Genomic DNA, 22,732 nt, shown 5'->3' with positions numbered 1-22,732 from the left:
AATGGAATGACGCACGGGCGAAGCTATATTTACCAGATCAGATCATTCACCACCGTCAATGCGCATCTTCCTCACCGGCTTCATGGGCTCGGGTAAAAGCTACGTCGGCTCCCGCCTCTCCCGGCGACTCGGGCTACCCTTCATCGACCTGGACCAGTACATTGAGCAGCGCGCCGGTATGTCCATCGCCGAACTTTTCGCCCAGATTGGTGAAGCAAGTTTCCGCGACCTGGAAACGAGCATGCTCCGTGAATTTCTGGCCCTGCCCATGTTTGTCCTCGCCACCGGAGGCGGAACGCCCTGTTGCCACGACAATATGAAGTGGATGAATACCCACGGCCGGACCGTTTTCCTGGATCCCGATCCGGCCATTCTGATTCGGCGTTTGACCAACGAACGGGCCAAGCGCCCCCTGCTGCACGGGACGGACGACCTGGCCGAACTGATCGACCGCAAAATGACACAACGCCGGAAGATCTACGAACAGGCGCACATACACGTCGTACAGCATAACCCAAAGCAGGACATTCCGCGTTTGCTGGAAAAACGGATCACCGCTTACCCTTCCAATTAAACCCTATGCCTCGTCTATTTTTCCTGCTGTTGTGCGTAATGGCAGCTACCGCTTCCTACGCCCAGGACACCTCCGAGCCGGGCATGTATTTTGTCGGGTTTTCCGACAAGGCTGATTCGCCCTATCGACTGGATGAGCCTACCGAATTTCTGAGTGCGCGGGCACTGGCGCGGCGGGAAAAGCTTGGCACCGCCGTTACCGAATTGGATCTGCCCATCAACCCGGACTACGAAGCCAAGGTGGTTGGCCAGGGCGCGGTGATCTGGCTCCGCAGCCGGTGGATGAACGGAGTCGTGGTCGTGGCCGACGCGCGGCAAATCGACCGCATCCAGCGCCTGCCTTTCGTCGACACCATCTTCTACGCCGCTCCCAAACAGTACGATCGGACAACCGCCCTACCCCGCCCCGCCCGTTTCGATCAACCCGCCCCAGTGGTGGGCAGCGTGCCGGTTAACGAAACCTTCTACGGGTACGGCTACCCCGACCTGGCCCGGATGAACGGCGACAGTCTCCACCGACTCGGTTTCCGCGGCCGCGGCGTGCTGGTGGCGGTCTTTGACGGCGGCTTTCCCAGCGTGCAGTACAAGGACTTCCTGGGTTACGACCAGGTGGAAGCAGTGCCCGGGAATTACGACCTCGTGGAGCAGGACAGCACCGCGCTCGACGGGTCAACGCACGGCGCAACGGTACTGAGCACCATGGCGGCCCACCACCCCTTCTTCTTTATCGGTACGGCACCCGAGGCGCGCTACCTCCTGTTCAAAACAGAAAACAGCCGGGGAGAGCATCGGCTGGAAGAAATCAACTACGCCATCGCCCTGGAAATGGCCGACAGTGCCGGCGTCGACGTGGTGAACAGCAGCCTGGGATATACCACCTTCACGGACGCCAGTATGGATTACACCTATGCGGACCTCAACGGACTGACGTCACCCGCTTCGGTAGCCATAGGCCGCGCCTTCGACCGTGGAATAATCGTAGTGACGAGCGCCGGTAACAGCGGCGCGGGAGAATGGAAACACATCGGGATTCCCGCCGACGCGGAAAAGGCCTTCAGCATCGGTGCCCTCGATGCCAGCGACGAACGCGCCTATTTTAGCAGTTTCGGCCCCACCGCCGATGGAAGAATCAAGCCGGACGTCAGTGGTCCAGGGGTGATGGTCGCCGCCGTAGCCGCCAATGGCAAGGGACTCACCGGAGCCAACGGCACCAGCCTGAGTGCTCCACTGGTCACCGGTCTGGTGGCCTGTCTGCTGCAAGCGGTACCCGACGCAACCAACCAGGAAATCCTGGTTGCCATCCGCAGCACGGCCTCCCAGGCCGAGGCTCCCGACAGTACGCTGGGCTACGGAAAACCGGATTTTGCCGCCGCCTACCGGTACTTGCTAGACCGCCGGCAGCAGCCCTAAACCGCGGCTTTTTTGGTAAGTTGCTTGTACCGGCCGGTCGCGTTAGTTATTTTTGAGAATCCCGCAGCCAACCACACAGGCATTGTGCTGTTGAGACCAAGGAACAGCCGGGCATCGCCCCGTCACCGATTTTTTTATTTGGTATCAGTAAGTTGGAACGAGCCCCGGCATCCCCTGGATGACCGGGGTTCTTTATCGGCGGAAGGCCAACCGCTCCCCCCTCACTTCGTCACGCACCTTGCCATCGGCGAAAGCCAGACGTCCGCTCACGATGGTTTCGCGTACCCGCCCCCGGAAGGTCATGCCCTCCAATGGAGACCAGCCCACGTGGTATAGTATGTTATCTGGAGCCACCGTCCAGGTCGTCTTCGGGTCGTAGATCACCACGTCGGCCCACATACCCTCATCTAGGTACCCGCGCCGGTCGATCTGAAAGCATATGGCGGGCGCATGGCACATTTTCTCTACGATCTTTTCCACGCTGATGTGCCCCTGCTGTTCCAGGCGCATCATCATGTCCAGGCTGTGCTGCACCAGCGGCAGCCCGCCCGGCGCCTTGAAGTAGTCGTCCTGCGCTTTTTCCTCCGCAGTATGGGGCGCGTGGTCGGTTGCCACTACGTCAAAGTGATCGTCGAGCAGGGCCGGCAGCAGGGCGGCGCGGTGGTGTTCCGCCTTGATGGCCGGGTTACATTTGATGCGGTTGCCTAGCCGATCGTAGTCCGCAGCATTGAAGGTCAAGTGGTGTACGCAAACCTCCGCCGTAATGCGCTTCTGCTCCAAGGGAATGTCGTTCCGGAAAAGCCCCACCTCGTCGGCCGTACTGATGTGCAGGATGTGCAGCCGGGTGTTGTGACGCTGCGCCAACTCAATAGCCAGACTGCTGCTTTTCAGACAGCCGGCGGCCGACCGAATGTTCGGGTGTTCCTGCACCGGGATGTCCTCACCGTAGCGCTCGCGGGCCGCGGCGGCATTGCGGCGAATGGTTTCCTCGTCTTCGCAGTGCGTAGCGATCAGCAGGGGAATCTGGGAAAAAAGGGTATCCAGGGTCCGCTCGTTGTCCACCAGCATATTGCCGGTACTGCTCCCCATGAAGATCTTTAGTCCGCAGACGGAGGCGGGATCGGTGCGCAGGGCTTCATCCAGATTGTCGTTGGAAGCCCCCATGTAAAAACTGTAGTTCGCCACGCTGGTATTGGCCCCGATGCGGTACTTCTCCTCGAGCAGCATCTGCGTCAGTGTCGATGGCTTGGTGTTCGGCATTTCCATGAAGGAGGTTGTCCCGCCGGCTACGGCTGCGCGGGCCTCCGATCCGATGGTAGCCTTATGCGTAAGGCCGGGTTCGCGGAAGTGGACCTGGTCGTCGATGATGCCCGGCAGAACCAGACATCCTTCCGCGTTGATTTCCCGGTCGGCCGCCGTATCAATGGACCCCTCCACGCGGGTGATGAACCCGTCTTCGATCAGCAGATCAGCCACGCGGCGTTGGCCACGGTTCACGACGGTACCTCCCTTGATCAGAATGCTTCCTTTTCCCATTTTGCTTGCTTTTGCGGCAATGTAAGGTACCGTCAATCGATTTTAGGACCACCTTAATAGAATGCTCACAGTTTTTAAGACCTCCTGCTGCAACCTTTGGGGATCGGCAAACGCCTTTCGTCCAACCTGTGTTTCCGTTTAGGGCGGGCGCGCGGGTGCCGCATTAACCCACAATCGCAATACCCATGAAGACCTTGTATTTACTCATCCTTTGCCTTTTTGCCGCCGGTGCCTCGGCCCAGGAACTCGCTTACCACGAGGGCCCGGTGCCCTCTACCAGGGTCCCTGCCTACCGGACGAGCTACAGCCCTTCCACTTCCTCCTCCGCCGACTACTCCACCCGGCGGGAAAAAACCTTGCTGGGCGACCTGGATCTGAGCGGGGCCTGGGGCGGTCCCACCTACAACTATTCCGCGACAGGCGACGACTGGTCGCTGGTGCGGGGCGGATTCGGCGGGCTTGAATTCGGAGAGAACGTTTTTCTCGGCTACGGCGGCTGGAAAGCCCGTGAACCCTTTACCACGGATGAAGCGCCCCTGATCGGCAGTCGGCCAGAATACGAATTCCGCCACGGAGGATTCATCATCGGCCTCATGCCCGGCGCCGATAACGTGATCCATCCGCGCTTCACCGCCATCGTGGGCCCGGGGCGGATCGACGTTCAGAACGAGGGCCGCGACCGCATGCTGGTCGGCCAGGTGATGGGCGGTGCCGAACTTAACCTCTTTCAGTGGTTCCGGCTCGGCATCGAAGGCGGGTACCGCTTTGCCAGCGGCGTGGATTCCGACGTCGTGACGGCCAAGGACGTAAGCGGAGCCGTCGTACAGATCGAAGCCCGCTTCGGTTGGAGCTGGTAATGCCCCTTTTAGCCGGCGGCTTTTCTACCTTTGCGGGTCTATGGAAAAATCGCCCTTCAAGCACATAGCCATTGCCGGAAATATCGGTGCCGGCAAGACCACCCTTTGCCGTCAACTCGGCCAGCACTTTGGTTGGGAAGTCCACTACGAGAGTGCGGACAACAACCCCTACCTGAGCGACTTCTACAACGATATGAAGCGCTGGAGCTTTAACCTGCAGGTTTACTTTTTGCACAACCGGTACAAGCAGATCATCGATATCCAGACCGGCGATCACCCGGTCATTCAGGACCGAACCATCTACGAAGACGCCCACATCTTCGCACCCAACCTGCACGGTATGGGTCTGATGACGGAGCGGGACTTTGACAGCTATACGCAGTTATTCCACACGATGACGAGTCGCATCAAGCCACCCGATCTGCTGATCTACCTGCGCGCCGGCATTGGCACACTGGTAGCCCACATCGAGAACCGGGGCCGCGACTACGAGGGCACCATGAGCCTGGACTACCTTAAGCAATTGAACCGCCGGTACGAAGACTGGATCCGGGAATACCGGGAAGGCAATATCCTTATCATCAACGTCGATGAAGTCGATTTCGTAAACAAGAAAGAAGACCTCGGCAAGGTGATCAATATGGTCGACGGAAAGCTGCACGGACTGTTCAAGGATGCTTGAACCGGCTCCGGTCTTTCTTTAGTCCTCCTCCCGTAATTTCGACGACAGGTCGATGTACACGCCCTCGCGCTTGGGTGGCGAGATGCTCTGCAGGTACTCCGAACGCTGGGCGTTGTCGTTTTCCACGAACGGACGGATCTGGAAGAGCCAGATCTTATCATCCTTGAAGCCCAGTTCCACGTCGAAGGGGCCCTCGGTACGAACGCCTGGGGCCTTCGGCATGATTTCCTCCACCCGCTGCCCCAGCACGTACAGTTCCTCCAAGTTCTTCCGGTTGAGAATGCGTTCGTCGAAGGCCGAAGCGACCATCACACTGCCACCCGTTACGGGCAGTCGGCGGTGCATGCGCTCGCGAGCCGGTGCTTGCAGGATGAATCGGCCGGTATGCTCCAGCAGATAGGCTTCGGCCGCCTGCCCATCTACGGCACCTCCGGCGCCGCGGCTGAACGCTACGGTAATATCATCGTCGTTGCCGGTGGTCACCCCCTTGGTGATCATGACGCCGGAGTTGTCCACGTCCACGCTGGGGATGATCAGGATGCTCGGGAATACGTTTTCGGGGTTGAGCAGGTAGCGTTGCCGCCAGCGGTAACTCCGTTCCGTGTAGGGGCTGGCCCATACTTCCTTGATGCCGTTCAGGATGGCCGTTTGGTCGACCACGTTGAACACGGTTTTATTAAGTCCGGCACCGGTAAACTCTTCCAGGTCTTCCATATTGGTGTCGGAGCGCAGGAATACGGGTACGCTGCCAAACGCACCGCCAAACTGCTCCTGAAAGCCCTCGCGCAGCTGCGCGATCAGTTTGCCCTGGATCTTAATCTGGTTGATTGCCTCGCGCAAGGTGGCGAGTTGTTCCAGGGTGTAACGTTCGATCTCTTCCGGAGCGGCACCGTCCTTTTCCATCTGGGCCGCCCGAGCAAATCGATTGTTTAGGAACTCCCAGTAGCTCACCTCGTCGGGCTGGCCAGGCATCTGTTGATCGAGGTGCTCGCGGAAGATGCCGAAGGGGATTACCAATCCGTTCACCACGTTATCCGGGAACAGTTGCTTCAATTGACCGAGGTTGGCGGCTTTCGGTCCGGAGCGCACGCCGCTGTCCTCACTGTCTACTTCGCTTAATTTGAGTACGTCGCGGGTAGACAGGTCGATGCGGTCCACGGGTACCGTTATTTTTTGCTGGCTGCGCTCCTTGACGGCAAACAGGTCGCGTTCCGTCTCGCTCATTTCGTCGACGGGCTTCATCACCACCGATCCGGCGCTGGAAACGGCGTAGAAGACTTCCTGACCATCGTAGGGCTTGAGTTGCTCAAATTGGCGGTCGGTAAGCACGGCATTGGGGATACCGAGGTTGCGGGCCAGCAACTGTACGTGGCTGACCATATTGCCTTCGCTTACGGTAAGGATACCCCCCACGGGCTTAAGGTCGGCCGGGGGCCGGCTGAAGGCGAAGATGTCGCGGTTGTTAACCTCCACGCCGTCGGGGGCTCCCTCGATCAGGTGGAGGATGCCGCGGGCGTAACCAGGATTGAGGCCACGCGCTTGCGCCTGCGACTCGATGTCCATCAATCGGTTACCGCTGTCGCTGTTGCGGGCCAGCCAGTCGCCAAGTTCACCTACGGCCTGACCGAGCGGCAGGAGGACCGACGAGCGGATCTGGTCGTCGAGGAAACCCAGGGCTTTGGGTTCAAATTCAGCATAGCGTTCGACCACGTCGCCATAGGTCACTCGGTTGGTCGCCGTTCCCCATTCCACGAAGCGGCGGGCGTTGTCGAGATAGGCCGTGAGCATTTCGGGCCAGATGTACTGGTAGCCGGGGTCGGCAATGTTGCCCAGGGCCACCTCGTACTCCCACAGTTCGATGAATCCGGTCCCCGTGGCTGCCACCCCCAGGTAGCAGATCTTCTCCATCTGGTCGCGGGCCGTGGCCGGCTCCCAGTTGGCGGCGGAGCGGAAAATCAGGTCGCTCAGCTCGTTCAGGATGTCAATAAGCCGCAGCCGATCCAGCGCCTTGCGGGGGGTACCGATCAGACTGCGCCGAATCTCCAGCGTGAGGTCCGCCGCCGCGGTAATGCGGCTAATGTCGTTGCCGCCGTCTTCCACCCGCTGCTGCCGTTCCACGAATGTAGTCAGTCGGGTACGCAGGGAGTCGTCGGCGGGCAATTCCTTGACCAAGTCGCGAATATTGGCCAAATCGCTACCCGCGTAGGCCGAGCGGATGTCGGCCACAAGTTGGCGGGCCTTGGTGAGCAGGTTGCGCTGTTGCAGTGCCGACTCATGTTGCTCGATGAAGCGTTCCACGGCACCCGCGTCCCCGCCCTCCGGACGGCCGTGGATCTTGATCCTCAGGTCCATGAAAGCCTCGTACTTATCGGCAATCTCCTTGCTCACCGCCCGAATGCGCTGGTTGAGGTCCGTATCGCCACGGTGGGGAATGTCGCGGGCCGCCTGAACGATGAGGTAGAAATCTTTTTGCAGCACCTCGTCCTTGGCCAGCAGCCAGCGGAAAAAGGCCCGGCCCCACTCCTCCTCGTCCTCGATCTGGAAAGCGCCGCGGTAATAGCGTGCCTGCTCGAGAATCCAGCCGTTGTCGACGGCCACGAGGTAGTTGTTGAGCTGGTACTGCTTGAGCCGGCTGTGGTCGTGCTCCGCGTCCCAGAAGGCTGCTTTATCGGTGTCGGCCAGGACCTGGCCCAGAAAAAGATGGTCTTCCCGCATGAGTCGCTTCACTTCCGGACGGTAATCGGCGTGCTGGTGGGCCTTGTCGTCGTTCGGACAGGGGTCGCGCGCCGCGCGCTGGCTGCCATCGGAGCAGAACCAGAAGATGCCGCGGTAGGGTCCACGCCGGTCCTTTCGGTAGGAATCAATCAGGGCGGCTACTTCCTCGGCTGAGGACGGCTGGGCGGCCAGGGGCGATAAGAAAGCCGTCAGCGAGAATAGCAGCAGGGGAAGAACCCGGTGGAACGACCGGTGGAAAGGAAACATGAGAGGGGATTTATAAGGCGGGCTTTAGCTAATACACCGGGTGTCCGGACCGCGTTCAAAGGTAAGTCTGATATGTAGGCGACAAACGTGAACATAGTGAGGTTTAGCTTGCTTCTAAACCAAATCTCGCCTTTTAAGTGATAGCACTCAGAATCTTAGCATACGTACTTGGGACCATTGGCGTGCTGGGCACCCTCATGCCCTTTCTGAAGTACGACGACTGGTGGATCCGTGGCTTCGATTATCCCCGGCAGCAACTGGCCTTCCTTCTGTTCCTGGCGGCCATTTGCTGGATCCTGTCGAACCCGCAAAACACGGCCCTCAACATTACGGTCAGCGTCATCCTGGTGCTGTCCGCTCTGTATCAGGCGTACCGTATCTATCCCTACACGACGCTGCACGGCAAGGACGCCAAGGATGCCGAGATCGTTGACCGACCCGAAGGCCACCTGAGCCTGATGATGAGCAACGTGCTGCAGACCAACAAACGCACCGACCTGGTAATCAATTTGGTCAAAGAGGTGAACCCGGACATCCTGCTGACGGTGGAGACCAACAAGTGGTGGGAGGAAAAACTGATGGAAGGCCTGCAGGACCAATACCCCCACCGCGTCCTCGTGCCCATCGAAAATCTCTACGGCATGCACCTGTGGAGCAAGCTCGAGCTGATCGACCCCAAGGTGATGTACCGGATCAAGGACGATATACCCAGTATTGAGACGGCCGTCGTGCTTGAGAACGGGCAGCGCATCGACCTGTATTTCCTGCACCCGATGCCGCCCAGCCCCACGGAAGCCTACGCCAGTACGGGGCGCGACGCGGAACTGGCCCTGGTCGGCCTGGAAATAAAGGAAAAACCCAACCGGACCGTCATCGTAGCAGGCGATATGAATGATGTTGCCTGGTCGCACTCCTCCCGCCTGTTCCAGCGCCTGAGCGGCCTGCTGGACCCCCGGCGCGGGCGCGGACTCTTCTCCACCTTCCACGCCGAGCACCGCCTGCTGCGCTGGCCGCTGGACCACGTCTTCCACAGCAGCGACCTGGCCGTGCTTGACCTGGAGCGCCTGCCTTATGTTGGTTCCGATCACTTCCCCGTCTTGATAAAACTGAGCTACGAACCCCAACAGGACGAAAACCAGGGAGAGACCCCCGAAGGCGACGATATGGAAGAAGCCAAGGAAACCATATCCAAGGGAAAACGGCACGAGGACGATGCCGTGCTGAAGGAATAGCTGTTAGCAAAAAGGTGTCATTAAATCTTTCCGTCACTGCTGTAGCTATGCCGGTGTGAACTATCTTTGACCCCCGCCCTCAACCGACCGCCCTATGAAAAATGTTGTTTCTCAGCGCTTTATCAAGTGTCACGATAAGCTCAAAGCCGAGAAACGCATCCGATCCAGCCGGGCTTTTGCGCTGTCGCTGGACTACCTGCCCCAATCCCTGAGCGAAATTCTGAAGGGTCGGCGAGATGTGACCATCGAATTGCTGCGTCAGGCCATCACGAAGTACAAGCTGAATCCCGTCTACCTCTTTACCGGCGACGGGCCGATGTTCATGACCGAGGAAAGCAACCAGAACTTCCGCGTCCTGACCACGATCACCACGCCTGACGAGGACGAACTGATCGTCCACGTTCCCCTGCCGGCCCAGTCGGTCTACGCCGGAGAGTTGGGCGACCCATCCTTCGTCGAGAGCCTCCCCACCTACAGTCTGCCCGACTACAAATACAAAGTGGGCACCCACCGCAGTTTCGACGTACCCGGCAACAGCATGGAGCCTACCCTCTTCGAAGGCGACAAGGTGGTGTGCGCCTTCCTGGAACCTACCCTCTGGGAAAGCGGCATCAAAGACAATTACGCCTACGTGATCGTCACCCGCAGCGATGTGGTAGTGAAAAGGGTCCGCAACTATCTCGGCACTACTAAAGAACTGGAGGTCATCTCCGACAACAGTTTCTACGAAACCTACCGCATTCCCCTGGCCGACTTGCGCGAGATCTGGTACGTGCGCGCGCGCATTACGCCCTTCCTGCCCTCCCCCCAGAACATCCAACGGTACGTCCACCAGGAAATGACCGAGCTCAAGGCCACCATCGCCCAGCAGGGCAAACTGATCGACCGCCTCGGCGTATCGGTAGAAAAGGCGCTAAACAACCAGAACCGCGGCTAGCAACAGTGCGGCGGCGCGCAGGTGCCATTACAGCCACGGACGCCGGCTAACTTGTTCAGCGCACCACTACTCTTTTCGATACCCAGTGCCCGCGATCGGATATCCGCACCAGGTAAAGTCCCGGGACCAGACCATCCGTTTCCATCTCAATTTTCGACCCCGGCCGGATGAGCCGCCGGATAACCACCGGTTGTCCTGATGCTGATCTCATCTCCAGCATCACGGTAGCGCCAGACCAGCCGGCTGGAACCGTAACGATAAGTGGTTGACCCGATCTGACCGGATTAGGATAGATATGTGGAGTGCCGTCCGAAGACTCCGACATCAACTCTACCACCTCTGAGTAGCTGAAGGAGCCGTCGGTGTCTACCTGCCGGATACGGTAGTAATTATAGCCGGGGATGAATTGCTCGTCGCGGAAACGATACGTGGTGCCCTCTGGCGTGACTTGCCCGTGCCGGACTTCCGCGATTGAACGGAAAGCGACGCCATCGGCCGAGCGTTCCACGATGAAGCGGTCGTGGTCCCATTCCGCGGTGGTGGTCCATACCAGATCCATTCCCGTTTTGCCTGGCCGGACGGTAAAGCTGAGCCAGCGGACGGGAGCAGCCGACGCGCAGCCCATACCCGCGCAGTTGTTGCGGATGGCCGGCTTGTCGGCGCAAATGCCCGTATTGTTGATGACCGTTACCGCATCATTGTAAGTGTCAAAGCTTGTACCGTTCACCACGACCTGGCAGGGCAGCTGACAACAGTCGCCGAGGGATCCATTATTGGCGATTCGGAGAGAATTGTCGAGGACGGTAAGCGAGGTAAAATCATCCAGGTTCTCCATTCCGTCGTTCCCCTCAAATACCAGAAACGCCGCCCTTTCCAGACTACCGAAGCCGGTGAGCGCACTGGCGGGCTGGGTATTTATCATGGCCGAGGTGGTGGTAAACGAATCGTTGTCCTTCAGAGTGACGCCGCCACCTACTGTGGTGAGGTTTCTCAATGAGTTGGTTTCCGTGAGTTGAAGGTTATTTGTAATGGTCAGGTCCCCTGTAATAGCTGTTGTGGACGAAAAATTCGGCAGACTAGGAACCGAGTAATTACCCGAAAACAGGATACTATTTGTGACATTGAAGTCTTGGTCTCCTATTTGAATAAGCGAAGCATTATTGTAGACTTCGAAGTCGGATATATTGACGGTTGACAAACCATCAAATATTACCGACAAGTCTTCTATTGCCAGATTGTTATATATTTTTATTGAAGACATAGTATTGCCGAATGCTATCCGATCGCTTAATAGAAACAGGTTGTTATTGTAACCGAGTGTGAACCGATCAGTGACTTCAGCGTCAAGCGCTTCAATTGTTGATAAGTACGGATTAAACTCGATCGACAACTCTTCCAGAATAAAAGTGGCTCCCCCGCTGACGCCGGCCGAAAGGCCATCGAGGGTCGTAAGGTTATCGTTGCCGCGAATGATGAGGCGCGTGCCGATCGAGGACAGGCTAGGCAGGCTGTCGAGGTTGATCAGGTCATCCAGTTCATTGAGTCGGAGTTGTCCGCCGACGGTGCCGAGCACCGGACCGCTGAAGTAGTCCAACTGCGGCAGCTCCGACAGGTTGAGATCGCCGCCGGTCTGGGTGAGCGAGGGAAAACGTGCCGTGGCAAGCGCCGGGCAGTTCTCTACTACGAGGTGACCGGCGACCTGCGCCAGGCCATCGGAGCCAATGTTGGTTAGCCCCAATCCACCGGCTACGGCGGACGTGCCGACTTGCAGGTTCCCAACTGTAGTAAGGGCGGAAAAGGCGCCGAGGGGGTTGGAGTCGGGTGCCGTATCGTCGGCTCCCCAGTTGGTGATGGTCAGGGTACCCGTAATGGAAGTGAGGGAAGCAAGATTGGTCAGGTCGGTGATAGTTCCGGTGGCGTCAAGTGTGAGGTTACCCTCGACTTGGGTATACGGACTGCCTCCACTGGTGAACCCGTCAAGCTCCGCCTGGGTGGTGAGGGTGACGTTACCCGTGAAGGTCTGTGAATAAAGAGAGAAGGGAAAAAAGAGGATGATGAGCGATGCACGGAGCAGGACCCGACAAGTCGGAGTTCCGGAAAGCAAATTCATGAGAAATCGACAGTTTTAATCGGCCGCAAAAGCGGGAAAATTAAATAGGGGTGATGTAAGCGGAACCGGTTCCACCGCCATCCTGCCAACCGTCAATAGTATTGCCGGAATGGTGGGCAGTAGCGGCCCGATTCCGATGATTGCACGAAATAAATGCCCGAACCAGGCAAATTAATATATCGCCGACCAAATTTAATACGGAAATCAGGCCTTCATTACTCCATGAGCCGACTTGCCCCCGGCTGGATAGAGTAGGCCCACGTGATATTTACGCCACCGGCCTTCAGCATCAGGGAAACGCTGCACATCTTTTCCATACTGAGTCGGCAGGCCCGTTCCACCTTTCGCCTGTCGAGTTCACCAAACAGGTGATAATGAACGTGAATATCCGTGAAGGTCCGGGGCTCGGACTCCTTACGGTCCGCCTCTACGGATACCTTTATGTCCTGCAAATCCTGCCTTTGCTTTTTGAGCAGCAAGACGATGTCGATGCTGGAGCAACTGGCCACGGCAGCCAGTACCAGTTGCATGGGGCGCATGCCCTTGCCCTGCCCCCCTATGTCGGGGCTCCCATCGGTAGTGACCGTCAGCCCCTCATCGTTGGTGGTTTGAAAAAGGAAGGCATCGTCGAGTCGGTTCAGTTCTACTTTCATTACTTGCTACGGTTCTTTTCCCACAGGGTCCGGTTGTCGTTCACCTCCACCCAGTACCCATCGGGATCCTGGATATACACCTGATTTACGCCATCGGGGCGGGTATTGCTTTTCATCGCCTCTCCAAGCCAGGTTTCGAACGGGATATTCTTGTCGCGAAGGTGCTGTACGAATCCATCAAAATCCGCAACGGCCATACACAGGTGTACTCCCTTGGTCGTCTTCACGTCGGCTACGTCCGTTTCAATGATGTGCAAGGCCATGCCATTGCCCAGGGAGAACCATACGCGGCGGTCTTTCCCGGTACCGTTGAAGATGGTATCCAGCTGGAAGACCGTCTGGTAAAAATCGGCGCTCTCCTGGAGGTCGTCCACGTTGATGGCGTAATGGTCGAAACTGGCCCGGAAGGGTCCGTTGCCCTCACCAAAGGGAGCCAGTTGGGGGGTACACGAAAAAATGGCCGAACAGCAGACCAGGAGTGTGAGGTATCGCATGCGACTTCGTTTAGTGTGGCAAGATACGCGCCCTCAGCTACTTTCAGGACCACCGCCTCGACCAAGTCGGTAATAAGGGTGCACCCCCTCCCCCAAATCGAACAGGCTTCGGTAAGCTGCCCTAAGTTTAGACGGTCCATTTGCGATTGACGCCTACGCCAATGGGGGCGGAAAACACTTTCGCACCTTAAAGGAAATCAGGGGAACCATGGAATTGGCCACCATAGATGAATCCTCCGGCGAGTTTTATTTCGTTCTCATGAATAACCCGCAGACCGTATTCCGATTACCGATGTCGAAGCGCTAATCAAAATGTCCAATGACCCCCGCAGTCGCAACCACAGCGATATGGAAGTCAGCTGGGTAAGAGCGCGATATCACATCAGCAGTTCGGGGTCCGTGTCCAGGGTAACGCGGTCGGCCGAAAGCAGGGTTTTTTTCAGGCCCGCGGTACGAGGAAACACGTACTGGAAAAAGAAGCGGGCCGTTTGCAGTTTAGAGCGGTAGAAGTCCCGGTCGCCATCTGCCTCGACGGCGTCCAAAGCGCGCTCCGCCGCGTTCGCTTGCTTGAGCCACATCCACCCGATCACGTGGAGGCCGAAATATTCCAGGAAGATGGTCGCATCGGCCAGGAAAACGCGGGGGTCTTCCCGCTTGGCCAGCTGAAGGAGTTGCGTCAGTACCTGCTGCAATTCGGCCAGGCCTTTGCCCAGGGCACTTCCCAGACTGGCGGTACTTCCGGTGGCGGCGCCGATCTCGGATTGCGCTTCCTCAGCCAGGTAGGTTACGGCTTTGCCCTGCTCAAGCATGACCTTGCGCCCCAGCAGGTCAAGGCCGTGGATCGTGGTGGTGCCTTCGTAGATGGCATTGACCCGGATATCGCGGAACAGCTGCTCTACGGGGTGATCATCGGTATAGCCGGCACCGCCCATGACCTGCATGGCGAGGCTTACGGATTCGTTGCCGTATTCGCTGGGGAAGCTCTTGGCGATGGGCGTGAGCAGTTCCAGTAACAGACGACTGCGATCGTCCCCGCGGGCGGTGTACTGGTCCTGGTAGAGGCTGCACTGCAGCAACAGGGCAATGCTACCCTCCACTACTGCCTTCTGGAAGAGCAACATCCGACGTACGTCGGCGTGCTCAATAATGGGTACCTGGGGCGCGTTCACGTCTTTATTGCCCGGATGTCGGCCCTGCGGGCGTTCGCGGGCGTATTGCAGGCTGGCGTAGTAGGCCGCCGAAGCCGCGCCCGTAGCCATGATGCCTGTCCCGATCCGTGCCTCGTTCATCATCAGGAACATGTGATTCAGACCTCTTAACTCCTCGCCCACCAGGAAGCCCCGGGTGATGCCCTGTTCGCCAAACATGAGGTGGGCCGCGACGTAGCCCTTCTGCCCCATCTTGCCGTAGATGCCGGCCGTCGTTACGTGGTTTTCGGTCAGGCCACCGGGGCCAGGGAGGTATTTGGGGACCACGAACAGGCTGACGCCCTTCACGCCCTTCGGTCCGTCCTTCTTGCGGGCAAGCATGAGGTGAACCACGTTTTCCGCCTCGGTATGGTCGCCGCCGCTGATGTAGATTTTTTGTCCGTAGATGTGATAGCTGCCGTCCTCCTGTTCCTCGTAATAGGAGGTAATATCGCTCAGGGAGCTGCCCGCCTGGGGTTCGGTAAGGGCCATGGTCCCCTGCCAATCTCCGGCGGCCATTTTACTCAGGTAGGTGTTTTTAAGCTCATCGGAGCCAAACTCCAGAATCAGGTTCGCGGCTCCCTTGGTCAGCAGACCATAGGCTGCCAGGTTGCCATTCGCGGCCTGGAAGATGAGGGTTCCCGCATTCAAAACCGTAAGGGGCATCAACTGCCCGTCGTACTCGGGTTCCCATGCTGCGCTGAGCCATCCACTGGACCCGAGCGCGCGCAGCCCCTCCCCTACTTCGGGGAGGACATGTACCTCACCGTCGGCGAAATAGGCTTTCTCGCGGTCCATTTTCGTATAGACCGGGTGCAGGTACTGGTCAGCCAACTGCCCGGCCGCGTCGAGGCTGAAATCAATGGCCTCGCGGTCGAAATCCCCGAACCGCTCGTTACCGCGCACCTCTTCCAGATCGAGTACTTCGTGGAGGATAAAGCGGAGGTTGCGGAGGGAAATGTACTGCATACGGTAAAGATATGAATTCATTGCACCTGCGTCCGCGCCACCTGTGTATCTTTGCCCCCCCAAATGACCTGCGAGTGGCAAATAAGTACTTCGACCTGATTGACCAGACCTTCTACTTCCCCCAGGAAGGATTTGACATGGACAACGGGTATCTGACCTTCAACCGCATCCCCCTTATTCATCTGATCAGGAAGTACGGTACGCCGCTCAAGCTGACGTACCTGCCCAGTATCGGCCGCAAGATCAAGGAAGCCCGCAATCTGTTCCGCCGCGCCATGCGCGCCCAGGGATACGCCGGACAGTACCAGTATTGCTACTGTACGAAAAGCAGCCACTTCGCCCACGTGGTGGAGGAAGCCCTCGACCACGACGTTCAACTGGAGATCAGCTCCGCCTATGACGTTGACCTGATCCGGCGGCTGTACGCCCGCAAGAAACTGGACAAGAAGATCCAGATCGTCTGCAACGGTTTCAAGCCGGAAAACTACCTGGCGGGAATCGTAGGGCTGATGAACGACGGTTTTGAAAATGTAATCGCGGTCGTCGACAACAGCCACGAGCTGGACTACTACGAAACCCACGTGGAGGGAGTAGCCAAGATCGGCATCCGCATGGCCACCGAAGAGGAGCCAAATTTCGAATTCTATACCAGCCGGCTCGGACTGCGCTATGGCGACGTGCTTCCCCTCTTCCGCGAGCGCATCAAAGACAGCAAGAAACTGGAGCTGCACATGCTTCACTTCTTCGTCGACACCGGCATAAAGGATACGCTCTACTACTGGGGCGAACTGAAGAAGGCCGTGCGCCTGTACGGGCAACTGAAGCAGGAAAGCGACAAACTCCACGCGCTCAACATCGGCGGTGGAATGCCGATCCGCAACAGTCTGGGCTTCGAGTTCGACTACAAGTACATGGTGCGGGAGATCGTTAAAAACATCCTCGACGCCTGTGAGGAAGACGGCGTACCGGAGCCAGACATCTTTACCGAATTCGGCAAGTATACCGTAGGGGAAAGCGGTGCCACCATCTTCAGCGTGCTGGCGCGCAAGCAGCAGAACGACAGCGAGATGTGGTACATGATCGACAATTCGCTCATGACCACGCTGCCGGATGCCTGGGGCATCGGTGAGCGCTTCATCCTTTTGCCCATTAACAAGTGGGACCGCGATTACCGCCGTGTTAACATAGGTGGGTTGAGCTGCGATAACTCCGACTACTACAACTCCGAGATCCACGAAAGCCAGGTCTACCTGCCCGTGGATCGGGAAACCGATGAGGAACCCCTTTACCTGGGCTTTTTCCACACTGGCGCGTACCAAGATAGCATCAGCGGCTACGGCGGCATCAAGCACTGCATGATCCCGAGTCCGCAGCACATCATTATCGACATCGACGAAGAGGGTAACCTCACCGACCGCGTACTGGCCGGCAAGCAATCGGCCGAAAGCATGCTCCAGATACTGGGCTACTAGCGTCGTCCGGCGCTAAGACTGCAATTTTTTGATGATGGCCATCGAAAGGCGCTCGGGGGTGAAGGGTAACACGCCCTTGATCATCATGCCCATTCCGACTTCGGTGATCACTTCCAGCCGCCCCGCTTCCATGGCCGTATAGCCCTGCCGTGCGGTCGACTCCGGAGTACCGGCCGTTTTAAAGAGCAGGCTGTCCGCCATGTCCGCCGTTTCCGCGAAGCCCGTATCCACCGCCCCGGGACAGAGGGCCGTGACGGTCACGCCGCTACCGGATACCTCCGCGGCAACTGCCTTGCTCACCGAGTTGACGAAGGCCTTGGTGGCGAAGTAGACCGCCTGGCCCGGCCCCGGCATGAAGGCAGCCGTGCTGGAGGTGTTCAGTATCCTGCCGTATCCCCGCTCGATCATGCCCGGCAGGAAAAGGTGCATGAATTCGGTGACGGCCACCACGTTCAGCTGGATCATATCCGACAACCGGCCCCAGTCCTGCCCGGCGAAATCGCCGGTACCGCCGAATCCCGCGTTGTTGAACAGGTAATCTACCGTCAGTCCTTGCTTATTGACGTAATCCGAGAGTTCCTCTCGCGAACCGGCATCGGTCAGGTCGCGCGCCAGCACATCCACGGTAACTCCGTAGCGGGTGCGCAGTTCCGCGGCGAGGGCGTTCAGTTCCGGTTCCCGGCGGGCGACGAGAATAAGGTCGCGCTCCCGGCGGGCGTGCTCGCGCGCCAGGGCCCGTCCGATGCCCGAACTTGCGCCCGTGACGATTCCGAGGCCGCTCAAGCTTTTGCTTTCTCTGCGATCTCTCCCAGTTGGGTGAAGAAGCGCCGTACTTCGCTGACCCCAGTCAAACTGTAGCGGGCGGCGGTACGGCCCGGTCCTACCTTGATGCTGACGCCCCAGTCGGGCAGCGCGCGGAAGATATCCTCATCCGTGCTGTCGTCGCCAATGCCGAGTACGAAGTCCCACTTCTGCTTGTTGACCCAGTGCTGGGTGGCTTTGCCCTTATTGACGCCGGAATTCTTGATCTCGACCACCTTGTTGCCTTCCAGCACCTGCAGGTCCTGGTTCTGGATGAGGTAGGTGAGCATGTCGCGGAATTCCCGCACGCGCTTGTTGCCCAGGTCACGGTCGATATTGCGGTAGTGCCAGGCCAGACTGTAGTCTTTCTCTTCGATGAAGGAGCCCGGCGTGCGCGACACCAGGTTTTCCAGGAGTTCCCGCACCTTGGGTTTCCAGCCGTCCACGACGTTGGAATTCAATTGCCAGTTCTGCTTTTCCTTCATCCACACACCGTGCTCGGCGGCCATTTCCACATTGAGGTGGCCGAGCCACTTTTCCAGGGTGGTCTTGTCGCGGCCGCTATTGATGACCACGGTATTCTTGGGGTCGGAAGCCAGTTTCACCAGCACGTCGAGTACTTCCTGATCCGGCTTGACGGCCTGGGGATCGGGATCAAATGACATCAGGGTGCCATCGTAGTCGATGAACAGCAGGCGGTGGGCGGCCTGCTCGTAGCTTTCGGCGACGACGTCGAGGGCTTCGGCGCTGAGGTGGGTGGTGTGGTGCATCTTATTCTTCTCTTTTAATTTTTGTTGCTCGCGAATGAAAGTAGCCGCCCAGTGCTTGACGTCGTACTGCTTAAGTTTTTCCTGCATTTCCTCCATGCGCCGGCGCTGTTCGTCCACGTCCATCTCCAGCGCTTCGATGAGGGCGGCCTCGATCTCATTAGCACTTTGGGGATTTACCGTGATGGCACCATCGTTGAGTTCGTACACCGCCCCGGCCATTTCACTGAGGATCAGCACGCCGCGCTTGGTATCGTCTTTGGCCGCGATGTATTCTTTGGCCACGAGGTTCATCCCGTCGCGCAGGGGGGTGATGAGGGCGATATCCGCCTCCTTGTAAAGGGTGGTGAGGGCAGCGAAATTGAGGGAACGGTAGTAGTAATGGATCGGCATCCAGTCGAAGGTGCCGTACTCACTATTGATTTGGCTGACCAGGATGTCCACCTCCGTTTTCAGGCTTTGGTACTGGTCAACGTTCGCGCGGCTGGGCACCACGATCATGATCAGGTTGACCTTGCCGATGTATTCGGGGTTTTTGCGGATGAACTGCCCGAATGCGCGGATGCGGTGCGGGATGCCTTTGGTATAGTCGAGGCGATCTACGCTAAGGATGATCTTGCGGCTGGCGTGCAGCTTGCGGATTTCACCGCTGCTCTGGTCGTTCTGCGCATCCACGTTGGGGTTGGCGTACTTGTCGTATTCGATCCCCATGGGGAACACGTCCACGTTGACCTGCCGCTCGCCGATCGTCAGGCGGCCGAACTCGTGCTCGTAACCGGTGATCCGGTAGGCCGCCGATAGAAAGTGCCGCATGTAGCCGAAGGTGTGGAAGCCCACCTGGTCACTGCCCAGGATGCCGTCCAGGATCTCCTTGCGCCACGGCAGGATGCGAAACACCTCGTAGCTGGGAAAGGGAATGTGCAGGAAGAAACCCATGCTGATCTTGGGGAATTTTTCCCGGATCATGGCCGGCAGCAGCATCAGCTGGTAATCGTGCACCCAGACCATATCGTCTTCCCGCAGTACATCCTCCACCGCCTGGAAGAATTTGAAATTCACTTCCTGGTAGGCGCTCCACATTTCATCGTTGTACACGGTGTACTCGGTGAAGTAGTGAAAGTGGGGCCAGATCGTCTTGTTGCTGAAACCCTCGTAGTACAGGTCAATCTCGCGTTCGGTGAGGAAAACGGGTACGAGACTGCGCTTCATCAGGTCGCTGCGGATGGCTTCACGCTCCCATTCGTTGGTGATGTCTTCGCCGGGCCACCCGATCCATATCTTGTTGTAGCTGTCATCCAGGGAGTTTAGGCCGGTAGCCAGACCTCCCGCGCTGGGGTGATAGTGCAACTCTCCGTCGGTACGGTTTACCGTGATGGGAAGACGGTTAGATATGATGACAAGTCTTGACATGTGCTGGGTAGTGTTTAACAGAATACAGATACATAAACGGGGCCGCCACCCTCCATCAATTAGTACAGCAGGCGCGGACGCAGGTGCGAGGAAGGTACTAAAAAATCAGTATCTGCTGGCTTTCATACGGGAGATCCGCCGGCTTCTCGTCCAGCTTCACCGGTACGGTGGGCCGGGCGTCGGGGAGGAAGCGGCGCACGATTCGCAGGCGGTGACTGTAGCGCCGCCCCTCGCGATCGAAAATGCCGAAATGATCGAGCGGGTCGACCCTCACGCGACCACTCACGTGGAGCACCTGACTGTCGGGCAAGATGAGGCCTACGTGCTCGATGCGGCCGCGGCCGTCATCAAAAAAGGCCAGATCCGCGGGTTGACACTGTACCACGAAGTCGACCGGCCGACCCATGCTGCTCATGTCGGCGGCCGCCCGGGGTAGCCGCAGCCCGACCAGCCGAGCCACGAGTTGGACCAACTCCGAAGATCCTATTCCCGTGGGGGTACGTCCGCCCCGTAGTTCCGGGGTGAAAAGCCACTTCCGCGCGAGGCGGAGCATCATGTCCGCATCCGCAGTCAGGTTTTCGCTCAAAAGTGCCTGCCCGCTGTAGCGGAACCGCTGCCCGGCGTGCAACAATTGAATGCCGTCGTAAGCGGGCAGCCGCGCACCGAAGGTCACCGGCATGCCGAAATTGTCGCTGAACACCGGACAGAACAGTTCCAGGGCAAATGCCGGGCAATCCAGTTGTCGCCGGTAGGTAGCCTCGTCCACGGTCACCAGTTGATCGGTGAGGACGTAGCCTTCCAGTTCTTCTTCCGGGGTAACCACTCGACTGTATCGCTCCCCGGGTTCCAGGACCTGCACCACCTCGCCGAGCAATAACTGGCTGACCCAGGGCGCTCCGGCGCTGGGTCGTTTGTGAAGCGTGGCCGCGGTGTATTTGCCGGTAGCGTAGGTGATCTGCATCGGCCGCCAAGATAGGTCAAACGACCCGTCAAGACACCCCGGCTGCTTACCTTTGGCAGATGAGATTCAGCCTTGCTCCGGTATTGATTTGTCTGAGTTGCCTGCTTGCGCCGGCGGGGGCGGCCGCTCAGGATGCCCTATTTTCTCAAACCTTCGCTTCGCCCCTGACGCTCAGCCCTGCCCTGGCCGGACTGTTTCCGGGGCGCTACCGGGTAGCGGTGAATCACCGCAGCCAGTGGGGCCAGGCGATGGCGACGCCGTTCAGCACCTCCAGTTTCGCAGCCGACTTCCACTACGACTTTCACCCCAAGCGCCGCACCAGCGACGGTTTCGGTGCCGGCGTGCTGTTCCACAACGACCGGATGGCCGATGCCGGATTTTCGGTCAATCAGGTAATGGTCGGAGGCGCCTACCACAAACGGCTTGACGCCCGCGGTACCGAAACCTTAAGTGCGGGATTCCAGGCCGGCGTAGTACAGCGCACCATCGGCTACGGAGACCTGACCTTCGAGGACGAATTCAACGGCCTGGACGGATACCTGATCGGCGCCGGGGGGGAGGTTTTACCGGAGAACAGTGTGTCCTTCGGAGACTATCAGATCGGCATCAACTATAGCCTTACCCCGCAGAGCCGCACGGCCGTGTTCGCCGGCGTGAGCCTTCATCACCTGAGCCAGCCCGAACAAAGTTTCTACGCCCTGGCCACCGCGGGAGAAGATATTGAAGTGACCAATACCCTGTACTCCCGCTATGGAGCCTACGTCAACTTCCGTATCCCCCTTTCCCTCACCACCCAACTGTCGCCCCGGGCCTACGCCGTGACGCAGGGCCCTCACGCCATGGTCCTGCTGGGTACGAACCTGCGCCTCCTCGTCAACGACAGCGACGGTACCGCCTTCCACGTCGGGGCCCACCTGCGCGGGGCGCGCAGTGTGGATGGTTTCGCCCCGGAAACCCTAATCGGATTTATGGGCCTTGAGGTAGCCGACTTTCTCTTTGGCTTCAGCTACGACGCCAGCGTGCGGGACTTCACCGCAACCGACCGGAACCGCTCCGCGTTTGAATTGAGTGCCACCTTTACCGGTCTTTCCGATGACGATGCCGCGGTTCCTTGTCCGAAATTCTAGTAAGGGTATACTATAAGGATGCGCTCCACCGCTACTACCTACCAAAGATCAGATCATGAAACTTCTTCTTCCCCTTTTTCTCCTGCTGTTATCGGTCCCGGCCACAGCCCAGATCGAGTGGCTATCGTGGGAAGAAGCCGTAGCCCGCAGCCAAAAGGAACCCCGTAAGATGATGGTGGACGTGTACACCGACTGGTGCGGGTGGTGCAAGCGGATGGATAAGACCGCTTTCGTTGATCCCGAGGTGGTCGCCTACGTGAACGAGCATTTCTACCCCGTCAAGCTCGACGCCGAGCAACGCGATCCAATTACCTTCGATGGCCACGAGTTCACCTACGATGCCACGCTGAGCCGGCGCGGTGTCCACACCCTCGCCGTTGCCCTCCTGGACGGGCGCATGAGCTATCCCAGCATCGTTTATCTGGACGACGAGCAAAAGCGCATCACCATCAGTCCGGGATTTAAGGAGCCCGCAGCGCTGCTACGGGAGCTCACCTACGTGGGCGGCGACCACTTCAAGCGGCAGACCTACCAGGATTACGTTGACTCGCTGAGCAAATAGGCGTGCGCGT

At 58.5% G+C, this 22,732-nt stretch carries 18 protein-coding genes; 9 read left to right on the top strand and 9 right to left on the bottom strand.

What is annotated here, in order from left to right:
• Window positions 1-58: 58 nt before the first annotated feature.
• Window positions 59-574 (top strand): shikimate kinase, encoded by a 516-nt coding sequence (locus tag E4021_RS01830; protein ID WP_136456188.1) that lies wholly within the window; start codon window positions 59-61, stop codon window positions 572-574.
• A 5-nt stretch (window positions 575-579) separates the two neighbouring features.
• Window positions 580-1,983 carry a S8 family serine peptidase gene (locus E4021_RS01825; protein ID WP_136456187.1) on the top strand — a complete coding sequence of 468 codons (1,404 nt, stop codon included), beginning with the start codon at window positions 580-582 and terminating at the stop codon, window positions 1,981-1,983.
• Between the two features lie 192 nt (window positions 1,984-2,175).
• Here the strand turns inward: E4021_RS01825 and E4021_RS01820 are convergent, their stop codons facing one another.
• On the bottom strand, window positions 2,176-3,519 hold the full coding sequence (locus E4021_RS01820) for a dihydroorotase (protein WP_136456186.1): 1,344 nt from the start codon (window positions 3,517-3,519) through the stop codon (window positions 2,176-2,178).
• Between the two features lie 185 nt (window positions 3,520-3,704).
• Here E4021_RS01820 and E4021_RS01815 point away from each other — a divergent pair, with 185 nt between their 5' ends.
• A complete protein-coding gene (locus E4021_RS01815; RefSeq protein ID WP_136456185.1) occupies window positions 3,705-4,376 on the top strand; it encodes a hypothetical protein in 672 nt (223 codons plus the stop codon).
• A gap of 40 nt (window positions 4,377-4,416) precedes the next feature.
• Window positions 4,417-5,058 carry a deoxynucleoside kinase gene (locus E4021_RS01810; RefSeq protein WP_136456184.1) on the top strand — a complete coding sequence of 214 codons (642 nt, stop codon included), beginning with the start codon at window positions 4,417-4,419 and terminating at the stop codon, window positions 5,056-5,058.
• A gap of 18 nt (window positions 5,059-5,076) precedes the next feature.
• On the opposite strand, the gene E4021_RS01805 is transcribed toward E4021_RS01810, so the two are convergent.
• Window positions 5,077-8,040 carry a PEP/pyruvate-binding domain-containing protein gene (locus E4021_RS01805; RefSeq protein ID WP_136456183.1) on the bottom strand — a complete coding sequence of 988 codons (2,964 nt, stop codon included), beginning with the start codon at window positions 8,038-8,040 and terminating at the stop codon, window positions 5,077-5,079.
• A 137-nt stretch (window positions 8,041-8,177) separates the two neighbouring features.
• Here E4021_RS01805 and E4021_RS01800 point away from each other — a divergent pair, with 137 nt between their 5' ends.
• Together E4021_RS01800 and E4021_RS01795 are read left to right on the top strand one after the other, a co-directional pair.
• Entirely contained in the window at window positions 8,178-9,272 is a 1,095-nt protein-coding gene (locus E4021_RS01800) for an endonuclease/exonuclease/phosphatase family protein (protein ID WP_136456182.1), read from the top strand.
• 94 nt (window positions 9,273-9,366) lie between these two features.
• Complete coding sequence (locus E4021_RS01795) at window positions 9,367-10,209, top strand: S24 family peptidase (RefSeq protein WP_168797421.1); 843 nt, start codon at window positions 9,367-9,369, stop codon at window positions 10,207-10,209.
• Between the two features lie 55 nt (window positions 10,210-10,264).
• On the opposite strand, the gene E4021_RS01790 is transcribed toward E4021_RS01795, so the two are convergent.
• The 4 genes from E4021_RS01790 to E4021_RS01775 form a co-directional block, all read right to left on the bottom strand.
• Window positions 10,265-12,319 (bottom strand): T9SS type A sorting domain-containing protein, encoded by a 2,055-nt coding sequence (locus E4021_RS01790; RefSeq protein ID WP_136456181.1) that lies wholly within the window; start codon window positions 12,317-12,319, stop codon window positions 10,265-10,267.
• A gap of 215 nt (window positions 12,320-12,534) precedes the next feature.
• The gene (locus E4021_RS01785) at window positions 12,535-12,972 is read right to left on the bottom strand and encodes an OsmC family protein (protein ID WP_136456180.1); all 438 of its coding nucleotides are present in this window, start codon (window positions 12,970-12,972) and stop codon (window positions 12,535-12,537) included.
• The gene (locus tag E4021_RS01780; protein WP_136456179.1) at window positions 12,972-13,466 is read right to left on the bottom strand and encodes a VOC family protein; all 495 of its coding nucleotides are present in this window, start codon (window positions 13,464-13,466) and stop codon (window positions 12,972-12,974) included. The genes E4021_RS01785 and E4021_RS01780 overlap by 1 nt, the downstream gene beginning before the upstream one ends.
• 377 nt (window positions 13,467-13,843) lie before the next feature.
• A complete protein-coding gene (locus tag E4021_RS01775; protein WP_136456178.1) occupies window positions 13,844-15,622 on the bottom strand; it encodes an acyl-CoA dehydrogenase in 1,779 nt (592 codons plus the stop codon).
• 74 nt (window positions 15,623-15,696) lie between these two features.
• Between E4021_RS01775 and E4021_RS01770 the strand changes: the two genes are divergently transcribed.
• A complete protein-coding gene (locus tag E4021_RS01770) occupies window positions 15,697-17,094 on the top strand; it encodes a type III PLP-dependent enzyme domain-containing protein (protein WP_136457223.1) in 1,398 nt (465 codons plus the stop codon).
• 12 nt (window positions 17,095-17,106) lie between these two features.
• On the opposite strand, the gene E4021_RS01765 is transcribed toward E4021_RS01770, so the two are convergent.
• The 3 genes from E4021_RS01765 to E4021_RS01755 form a co-directional block, all read right to left on the bottom strand.
• Window positions 17,107-17,877, bottom strand: a complete 771-nt coding sequence (locus E4021_RS01765; RefSeq protein WP_168797420.1) for an SDR family NAD(P)-dependent oxidoreductase — start codon at window positions 17,875-17,877, stop codon at window positions 17,107-17,109.
• Window positions 17,874-20,072 (bottom strand): bifunctional alpha,alpha-trehalose-phosphate synthase (UDP-forming)/trehalose-phosphatase, encoded by a 2,199-nt coding sequence (locus E4021_RS01760; protein ID WP_136456176.1) that lies wholly within the window; start codon window positions 20,070-20,072, stop codon window positions 17,874-17,876. Before E4021_RS01760 ends, E4021_RS01765 begins: the two co-directional genes overlap by 4 nt.
• A gap of 97 nt (window positions 20,073-20,169) precedes the next feature.
• Entirely contained in the window at window positions 20,170-21,033 is an 864-nt protein-coding gene (locus E4021_RS01755; protein ID WP_136456175.1) for a C40 family peptidase, read from the bottom strand.
• A 59-nt stretch (window positions 21,034-21,092) separates the two neighbouring features.
• On the opposite strand from E4021_RS01755, the gene E4021_RS01750 reads away from it, so the two are divergent.
• Both E4021_RS01750 and E4021_RS01745 read left to right on the top strand, forming a co-directional pair.
• Window positions 21,093-22,160 carry a PorP/SprF family type IX secretion system membrane protein gene (locus E4021_RS01750; protein WP_136456174.1) on the top strand — a complete coding sequence of 356 codons (1,068 nt, stop codon included), beginning with the start codon at window positions 21,093-21,095 and terminating at the stop codon, window positions 22,158-22,160.
• A 55-nt stretch (window positions 22,161-22,215) separates the two neighbouring features.
• Window positions 22,216-22,722 (top strand): thioredoxin family protein, encoded by a 507-nt coding sequence (locus E4021_RS01745; RefSeq protein WP_136456173.1) that lies wholly within the window; start codon window positions 22,216-22,218, stop codon window positions 22,720-22,722.
• Window positions 22,723-22,732 lie beyond the last annotated feature (10 nt).

The sequence above is a fragment of the Neolewinella litorea genome, from assembly GCF_004803465.1.
GTDB classification, from domain to species: domain Bacteria; phylum Bacteroidota; class Bacteroidia; order Chitinophagales; family Saprospiraceae; genus Neolewinella; species Neolewinella litorea.
The sequence above is the reverse complement of the archived record's forward strand: the minus strand, read 5'-3'. Positions and strand labels throughout refer to the sequence as shown.